Annotated in this window: 7 protein-coding genes; 3 read left to right on the top strand and 4 right to left on the bottom strand. The window is 43.2% G+C overall.

Translation table 11 applies throughout. The annotated features are described in order from the left end of the window. Positions 1-208: 208 nt before the first annotated feature. The 3 genes from IQ246_RS27095 to mfd form a co-directional block, all read right to left on the bottom strand. A complete protein-coding gene (locus IQ246_RS27095; RefSeq protein WP_194006389.1) occupies positions 209-403 on the bottom strand; it encodes a CopG family transcriptional regulator in 195 nt (64 codons plus the stop codon). 420 nt (positions 404-823) lie between these two features. Further along, positions 824-1,039 carry a hypothetical protein gene (locus tag IQ246_RS27090; RefSeq protein WP_194006388.1) on the bottom strand — a complete coding sequence of 72 codons (216 nt, stop codon included), beginning with the start codon at positions 1,037-1,039 and terminating at the stop codon, positions 824-826. A 148-nt stretch (positions 1,040-1,187) separates the two neighbouring features. Further along, positions 1,188-4,790 carry a transcription-repair coupling factor gene (mfd, locus tag IQ246_RS27085; protein WP_194006387.1) on the bottom strand — a complete coding sequence of 1,201 codons (3,603 nt, stop codon included), beginning with the start codon at positions 4,788-4,790 and terminating at the stop codon, positions 1,188-1,190. A 238-nt stretch (positions 4,791-5,028) separates the two neighbouring features. Between mfd and IQ246_RS27080 the strand changes: the two genes are divergently transcribed. Then, entirely contained in the window at positions 5,029-6,357 is a 1,329-nt protein-coding gene (locus IQ246_RS27080; RefSeq protein ID WP_194006386.1) for a hemolysin family protein, read from the top strand. A 28-nt stretch (positions 6,358-6,385) separates the two neighbouring features. Beyond that, positions 6,386-6,718: a hypothetical protein gene (locus IQ246_RS27075; RefSeq protein ID WP_194006385.1), complete on the top strand. Its 333-nt coding sequence runs from the start codon at positions 6,386-6,388 to the stop codon at positions 6,716-6,718. Here IQ246_RS27075 and IQ246_RS27070 read toward each other — a convergent pair. Continuing rightward, entirely contained in the window at positions 6,673-7,854 is a 1,182-nt protein-coding gene (locus tag IQ246_RS27070; protein WP_194006384.1) for an aldo/keto reductase, read from the bottom strand. The two genes, IQ246_RS27075 and IQ246_RS27070, sit on opposite strands and share 46 nt — an antisense overlap. Positions 7,855-8,542: 688 nt before the next feature. Here IQ246_RS27070 and IQ246_RS27065 point away from each other — a divergent pair. Next, positions 8,543-8,767 (top strand): hypothetical protein, encoded by a 225-nt coding sequence (locus IQ246_RS27065; RefSeq protein WP_194006383.1) that lies wholly within the window; start codon positions 8,543-8,545, stop codon positions 8,765-8,767. The last annotated feature ends 222 nt before the right edge of the window (positions 8,768-8,989 follow it).

Raw genomic sequence — 8,989 nt, 5'->3', positions numbered from 1 at the left:
TCAAAACCCTTGCACAATCGTTAGCGATCGCTGGGTAAATTCTGAAACTGAGCGATGAAACAAGTATTTTGTAAGCTGTGTGGCTTCTACATTTGCTTGAGAGACTTATTCAGCAAGCCCTACTTATATTGTGTGTACATTTAGATCATTTAGCACATTTAAACCGGGTATAAAGAAGCCTAAGAGCAACTTGCACGGATGATTTTTCTTAGTCAGGCGATCGCTTAGCCAATTTCTTGCGTTCTGATACTTCTGAGTTGTCAGCTGGAATTGATCGGATTAATTCCCGAATTACATCGGTTGCAGCTCGTCCTGTTATTTTGCAGTATTGTTCAAGTTTCTCGACCTCGCCTGAAGTGAGATTTACTGTGAGTCGTTTAATCGCCCATTTTTTATTATTCATAGTTCACTATTACAATCACGTCTGGAGAATGTGTGTATCAAGCTCATCTATTCGCGGATGAGTTGTTTTCCAAAAACAGGTGCTAGTCTGGTAAAAATCTGAAAATACAGTGTCAGTAGCTTAAAATCTGACGTTGATAAACTATTAGCATCCCTTCAAATAGAGTCTTTTGCAATATCAACAGTTGCTAATGTTATCCTTTTGACAATTTATACATTCACCTATTTTTAGATAAATACTTCTTGAGAAGTATTTAAAGTTAAGAGTTGATGTGGTTTGGAACACACAATAGTGTAAAAGTTAGCTCTACCATTGGTTGTGTTGCAAAAATCTGAGATGCTTTGGTAAAAACTAAACGTAGGAACTCTATATTATAAAATTGTACAATATCAAGAAGTTATATTGCAGCAATTTTCAGGTTTATAGACCACGATTAGGACAGGAAATGGAAAAACTAGGGATTCCTCTAGGAATTAAAGTAATCCGATTTGATTCGTGAACTGACTCGTAGAGACAGGGAACTTGTCCTGAGCGTAGTCGTTGGCGTAGCCTCCCGTAGGGAAGGGCGAAGCCGAGGTAAGCCGTTGGCGCAGCCTCTCGTAGAGAAGTATGGGCGATACAGAGAAGTTGGAGCAAAGGAATGGGGAATAGGAAAAAAGGGAGTTGGAGGTGTACGCAATTTTTTCAAAAATCAAATAGGAATCCTATAGAAGCAATAGGAGGTAGGGAGTAGTGTATTCGGTTTGCTTAAGAGTAACATATCGGTTCTGAACCACGTAGATGCTCACTGACTTGCCATAAGCATCACATCTTGCATTTTACTCAAAGCGTCAATGAGGCTTTGCAATTGCTTATCTGCTTTGAGAACTGCTAAGCCGCGTACTGTAACTTTACCAGGTGAGTACACAAAACGAGACTTAAGATTTTCTGGTAAATTTGCCGCCAATAGATTCCAAGCAGGTTCTTCCATCGGTGTTTCTAAAATGACGTGCTGCTTATTCTCTGGTTTAATGCGGCTAAATCCTAATTTTTTCGCAAGTTGTTTGAGTTCCATCACGCGCAAAAGTTGACTGGCAGATACAGGTATAGCACCATAGCGATCGCTCCACTCACCAGCAATTTGTGTTAATTCTTCTTGAGATTTAGCTGTTGCTACAGCCCGGTAAGCACTCATCTTTTGATCCAAATCGGTAATGTAATCTGCTGGGATGAATGCTGTGAGGTTAAGGTCAATCTGGGTATCGTCCACTTGGGGAATTTCTTGTCCGCGGATTTCTCGAATTGCTTCTTCTAGCATTTCCATATACAAATCAAAACCGATCGCATCCATTTGACCAGATTGTTCTGCACCTAACAAGTTACCCACACCCCTGATTTCCATGTCGCGCATTGCTAACTGATATCCAGAACCTAGCTGAGTGAATTCCTGAATTGCTCGTAACCTTTGCCGTGCTGCATCAGATAATGTGCGTTGCTTTGGATAAAATAACCATGCATGAGCTTGAATCCCAGCACGTCCCACACGACCACGTAACTGGTATAATTGGGATAAACCGAAGCGGTGAGCATCTTCAATTAAAATGGTGTTAACTCGCGGGATGTCTAAGCCAGATTCAATAATTGTCGTACAAACAAGGATATCTGCATCACCATTGCTGAAAGTAATCATGGTTGATTCTAATTGACTTTCATCCATTTGACCGTGAGCGATCGCAAACCTTCCTCCAGGTATCATCTCCCGCAAACTTGCTGTTGTCTCTTCAATTCCCTCAACTCGTGGGACTACATAAAACACCTGTCCGCCTCTATCGAGTTCTTGGCGAATCGCACTACGGACACTTTCTGGGTTCAGCGGTGCGAGATGAGTTTTAATGGCGCGTCTGGTGGGGGGAGGTGTGGTGATCAAACTCATTTCCCGAATACCCGACAAAGACATATACAGGGTGCGGGGAATGGGTGTGGCAGAGAGAGTCAGCACGTCAACTTGAGTTTTCAAACTTTTAATTTTCTCTTTTTGGTTGACCCCAAATCGCTGTTCTTCATCCACCACTAAAAGTCCTAAATCCCGGAATGCTACGCCTTTACCTAAAAGTTGATGTGTTCCAATAACCACATCCAATTCACCCGTAGCCAATCGCTTTTGAATATTGCGACGTTCTTCAGCGGTACGGAAACGGTTGAGTAAACCGACATTCACAGGGTAGGGAGAAAAACGTTCTTTGAGGGTATGGTAGTGTTGCTGAGTCAGAATGGTAGTAGGTGCAAGCAGGGCAACTTGTTTCCCAGCGGTGACAGCTTTGAAAATGGCACGAATTGCCACTTCTGTTTTTCCAAAACCGACATCTCCACAAATTAAACGATCCATCGGGCGATCGCTTTCCATGTCGCGTTTGACATCTTGTACAGCTTTGAGTTGATCTGTTGTGGGTTGATAGGGGAAAGAATCTTCTAGTTCCTCTTGCCAAGGCATATCGCCTGGGTAGCTAAAGCCTTGTTGTTGCGATCGCGCTGCATAGAGTTTCAGCAAGTCCACCGCTAACTTCTTAATAGCTTTGCGGACTTTATTCTTGGTATTTTCCCAAGCTTTACCAGTCATTTTATTGAGTTCTGGTGCTTTATCGCCTGTGCTGCGGAACCGAGATAGCGCACCTACTTGATCGGCGGCGACTCTGAGTAACCCGTCAGCATACTGCACCACCAAATAATCACGGGTTTCGTCGTTGATCGTCAAACTCTCTAGCTTGACAAATTTACCAACACCATGATTACGGTGAACCACATAATCGCCTGGACGCAGCTTATTGGCATCAACTTGTTTAGAAACAGCTTTGCGACGCTTGCGGAGATAGCCGGGAGTCGCCAAGGAGTGCTGTCCATAAAATTCCCGATCTGTGACAACTATCAACCGATACGTAGGCAGGATAAAACCTTCTAGCTCCGCCAGTCCGGAATATTTTAGAGCTACTGGCGTATGGTTGATTTGGAGCTTTTCAATCGCTTGGTAATCGCGGGGATTAGGAATAAATTGCGCGGGACAGTCATGCTCTTGCAACAGAGAGACAGAACGCGAAGGCTGGGCAGAAATCAGCCAGCTAGAGAAATTGCGATCGCGCTCTTGGCGGATAGTTTCAGCTAGTTTAGCAAACTGGTGTGGGGTAACTGGAACAGATCTACTAGCAAGATTAATGCCACTATTTTCTTCTGACAGTTCCGATAAATATAATGTTTTAAATTTTGCCACCTCAGCCAGACAGTCATCAAACGAACGATGTATTTTCGGTAATTGGGAATTGGCAATTAGCAATTGGTTAGATTCGCCATTCCCCATGCCCAATGCCCTATCCCCCATGCGCCATTGTTCTTCGGCATTTTCCACCCAGCGATCGCTGTGAGCATGGCACTGTTCTGGCTCATCAATGGCAATCAGCGTATTTTCTGATAAATACTCTAGAAGCGAGGCTGGTTGATCGAAAGCTAACCCCAAAAAGCGACGACTACCCTCTACAAATGTTGAGTCTTGAGCAGAGACATGATTAATCGCGTCTGTAAAACTGAGTGCTGAGTCCAATTCTGACTCAGCACTCAACACTCGAAATTCAGCACTCGTTTTCAGTGCTGCGCTCACGATGGGAGCGAAGCTAGTAGGAGTCAGAACTAGTTGGTCAATTTTATCAAGTGCCGAACGTTGAGTTGCTGGGTCAAATTCTCGGATTTGCTCAATTTCGTCACCAAACCATTCCAATCGCACTGGTAACTCAGACGAAACCGGGAAAACATCAACAATATCGCCGCGCCGACTCCATTGTCCTTCTGTTTCCACCAAAGGCACTCGCTCATACCCTAAAGTAGTAATTTTTTCACTAAAGCTATTTAAGTCCAATTCCATCCCTCGCTTCAGAGTCAGACAAAAGGATGTAAAAGTCTCAGGTGGTGGCAAATGGGGTTGTAGCGCCCCTTGGGTAGCGACAATTGCTATCTGTCCTTTGTCATTTGTCCTTTGTCCTTGATTTATTTCTAATGACAGTTGACTAATGACTAATGACTCTTGACTTTTGACCAAATCTGCCAATACCTGCATTTGTCCCCAACTCATCTCAGTTTCGGGGTCAAAAGGTTCGTAGGGTGAAGCTTCGGAAGTAGGATAAAAATACACATTTTTCCATCCCATTGCCTCTAGTTGCGCGTAAACGCGTCCAGCTTCCTCTAGAGTGGCACACACCACGAACAAATCCTTGCCCTCACTTTGTGCCAGAGCTGAAGCCACCAAGCCTTTAGGCAGGCGGGAAACGCCATTTAAGCGTAGTTCTTGTTGTCGATTCAGCTTAGAAATCAATTCAGTGGTGAGTGGCGATCGCGCCAAAGCACGCACAATAGAAGAAAATGCCATAAGTTGCTTGTGTGGGAATCGTAGCAGGTCAGAAAAGATTGAGGCAGTTTATGTCCTCCATTTTAAAAGTGTTAATAGTTGTCTCGTTCTTTCTATGGAAGAATAATGCATAACTACTAAATAGACTGTAGAAATATAACTAATAGTTTATGTACAGTTAAAGCATTTATAGAAGCACCTTTAATACTAGATACTAGGGATTAAGCTAAGTTCGCATTGATAAGCGGCAATTTTAAACATGTCCTCCACCACTTTGGAAATTTTAATCGTTTTAGTACTCATTATTGCCAATGGTATATTTTCTATGTCTGAGATGGCAGTCGTCTCGGCACGCAAGGTGAGACTACAGCAGCTTGCAAATCAAGGAGACGCCAAGGCACAGGCAGCATTGAAACTAGCTGAGTCTCCAAATCAGTTTTTATCTACTGTTCAAGTCGGAATTACCTTGATTGGGATACTGACTGGTGCTTTTGGAGGAGCAACAATCGCCAATCGGCTAGAAGTTTATGTGCGGCTTGTTCCCTTTTTGGCACGTTATAGTGAACCGATCTCTTTCGGGATAGTGGTTTTGATCATTACCTATTTGTCACTGATTGTCGGCGAACTAGTGCCGAAGCGTCTGGCATTAAACAACCCAGAAAGAATTGCAGCTATTGTAGCTATTCCAATGCGAGCTTTGGCGACGATCGCTTCCCCAATGGTGTATCTCTTAAGTGCTTCGACAGATCTGGTACTACGAGTGTTAGGTATTACTCCTTCTACAGAGCCGCAAGTCACTGAGGAAGAAATAAAAATTTTAATCGAGCAAGGTACTGAGGCGGGAACCTTCGAGGAAGCCGAACAGGATATGGTGGAGCGAGTCTTTCGCTTAGGCGATCGCCCTGTCAGCTACTTGATGACACCCCGTCCCGATATTGTCTGGCTGGACTTAGAGGACTCTGCTGAAGAAAACCGTCACAAGATGGTTGATAGTGCTTATTCCCGATATCCAGTTTGTCAAGGAGGACTTGACAATGTGCTGGGTATTATCCCCGTTACAGATTTATTAGCCCGAAGTTTTCGAGGTGAACCGCTAGACTTGACTGTAGGATTACGACAGCCTGTTTTTGTGCCAGAAAGCACCCGTGGCTTAAAAGTTTTGGAATTGTTCAAACAAACCATCACTCACATGGCGGTGGTAGTGGATGAATACGGCGTGATTCAAGGATTAGTTACTCTTAACGACATCATGAGCGAAATCGTGGGAGATGTTCCTTCCACAGATGGACAAGACCAACCACAAGCTGTACAAAGGGAAGATGGTTCCTGGCTATTGGATGGGATGTTGCCTGTAGAAGAGTTTTTAGAACTATTTGGTATGGAAGAGTGGGAATCTGAGGAGAAAGGCAGTTATCAAACGTTAGGTGGTTTTGTCATCACCCATTTAGGTCGGATTCCGATCGCAACAGATCATTTTGAATGGCAAGGTATGCGTGTTGAGGTAATGGACATGGATGGCAACCGCGTTGATAAGGTACTAGTTTTACCAACGGCAAATAAATCAGCGGATGTTACAAAGTCTGACTAATTGGGGATTGGGCATTGGGCATTGGGGATTGGGCATTGGGTATTGGGCATTGGGCATTGGGCATTGGGCATTGGGTATTGGGCATTGGGCATTGGGCATTGGGCATTGGGTATTAGAAAACTCTTCCCCATGCCTCATTCCCTATACCTCATTCCTCATGCCCCATTCCCCATGCCTCATTCCTCATTCCTCATTCCTCATTCCTCATGCCTCATTCCTCATGCCTCATTCCTCATGCCTCATGCCTCATTCCCCATGCCCCATGCCCCATGCTCCATGCCCCATTCCCCTGCCTGATTCCCCATGCCCCATGCCCTATGCCCTAGATAAACGTTTGACTGCTTCACCCGCTAGCATTTGATGCGCTTGTTCCAGAATTTGGGGGATTTTATCTGCGTGAGGACTGTCAGATAGACATTGCCGTAAGTCGAGTTCATTTAGGTGGTCTGCTTTGTTGCCAGGGAACCAATGACTACCGTTACCTAGCAGGTTGTAGCGCATTTTGGCATACTCTACCAGATTGTAGGCGATCGCTAAATTCCACAGCCACAAAATCACGCGAATATTTAGCTCACCTGGAGTTTCTTCAAAGGTGGGTAAATTAGTCTGCCAAGTTTTCACCCAATCTTCTCCCAAAGACGCGATCGCTTCTGCTTCCAACCTTGCCAAAATTGGTGGCAAAATTTCCGATGCGTTATCCAGCAACTCTAAAGTTTTCAGGTGTTCATCAAAATCTTGTGGTTTTGCTGCTCCCAAACTCAAGGTATGTACCTCTTGATGACTCAAACAAAACAAATCATTAAATACCATCGGACTTAGGGGAGCGCAAAGATTTACTAACTTTGGCGGTGATTCATACAACATTCCTCCCTTATTAGATGGGCTAATAATAAACACCCCCATATCGTGGCATCTAGCTGCTTCAATTGCTGCCCAATTCCACTGATTAATGTAGTACCAATGCAGATTAACGTAATCAAATTGGTTAGTATTAATTGCCTGCACAATCAAATCTGTTGATCCATGTGTGGAAAAGCCAATAAACCTGACTTTTCCTTCAGCTTGTAACTGCTGCGCTACTTCCAAACAGCCACCAGAACGGATGCTGTAATCCAGAGACTCAGCATGGTTGATGCCGTGCAAACCCAATAGGTCAACATAATCTAGCTGGAGGTTTCGTAGTGATTGCTCAAACGTTTTGCGGAACTTTTTCGCATCTGCCTGTGGTTCTATTTTGGTTTGAACAATCAATTGTTCGCGGGGAAACTTGGGCAATATTCTCCCTAACTGCATTTCAGAAGTGCCATAACCACGAGCAGTCTCAATATGATTAATGCCCACTTCAATTGCTCGTCTAATAGTCGCTTCTAGATTTGCCTGGTTGTCGGTAGGAATTTCCGAAGCGGGAACATCCTGCCATTTGAACTGGTATCTCATACCACCGCAGGAAAATACTGGTATCTGTAACTCCGTACGTCCAAATCGTTTATATAGCATTACTGGATTTTTAATTCTTTACCAATCTAAAATCTAAGGTTTCACATCTAAAATTGCTACTAATGGTCTGTCAAAGAAAAATTGAGGAGTGGGAGTTGCTCGTAGTTGGCGCTTTAGTGCTAAAACGTCAACTACGAACTTATCAAATCAAACTTGACAGACTACTAGCGATGCTTTGAATTTAAAAAATTTAGCTATAAGCATCGTCAGCCAAAAAAATATCTCGGCAATTTAAGCTTAGAAGTTGAATTTTTTAGCTCGGAAGCTCGAAATTTGAGTGTAAAAGGTGATATTCCGAGTTCAAAGCTGAAATTTGGAAGTTCTGATCTTGAAATTCCGAGTTCCGATCTTGAAATTCCGAGTTCTGATCTCGAAATTTTAAATCCGAAGCTCGAAACTCCTAGTTTTGAGCTAAAAAATGGGAATTTTCAAAGTTATCTTTGGCAATGACCAGACTTTCTTTGGTTGTGGTTGATGCTCTGCATAAATTACTTTGCCGCAAGATTACGCGTCTATGCACTTTGTTTATTCTAACTCAGTAGTACGCTTGCATCATCTAAATAAATGTCTGCCGTAGTATCCAAAAAATCTGCGCTTTATAACCAAAATATATAGCTGGCATCAGAAAACGACAAGATTCCTAATGAAGTCTTTTACTAGAAAAACTATCGTATCTCTGGAGGTATGAATGCAATTACTTTCAACTACTCAGCTAACAACCAACTCCCCTGATTTACACTCCAAAAGTCAGGCAGAATTATCTGCTAACGTATTCATCGGATCTTCGATTATCATTCCATTGATTTTATTTGCAGGTTTTAAACTTTATAACAGACACCGCTCTGTTGTTCTACGCCAACAAATTGCCACCTTGGAGAGACTTTGGCATTTGGACATTAAGAAGCGAGCTTGAAAAAACGAATATGGACAATGAAGTACTTATTTATAGTTTGGGTACTTGTATTATTCTTAATTTTTCCTGGTATGGCGATCGCAAATGACAAGGCGTATCAACGTCTACGCTCAAGCAAAACAGCCTTATTCTTTGACAATCTCTAACACTGGGGATTGAGGACGAAGGCAAAAGGTTAAAAGCAAAGAGTTAAAAGACGATTTTTCCCCATGCCCCATGCCC

The sequence above is a fragment of the aff. Roholtiella sp. LEGE 12411 genome, assembly GCF_015206995.1.
Taxonomy (GTDB): domain Bacteria; phylum Cyanobacteriota; class Cyanobacteriia; order Cyanobacteriales; family Nostocaceae; genus Komarekiella.
Note: the sequence above shows the minus strand (reverse complement) of the source record. Positions and strands in the feature narration are given on the sequence as shown.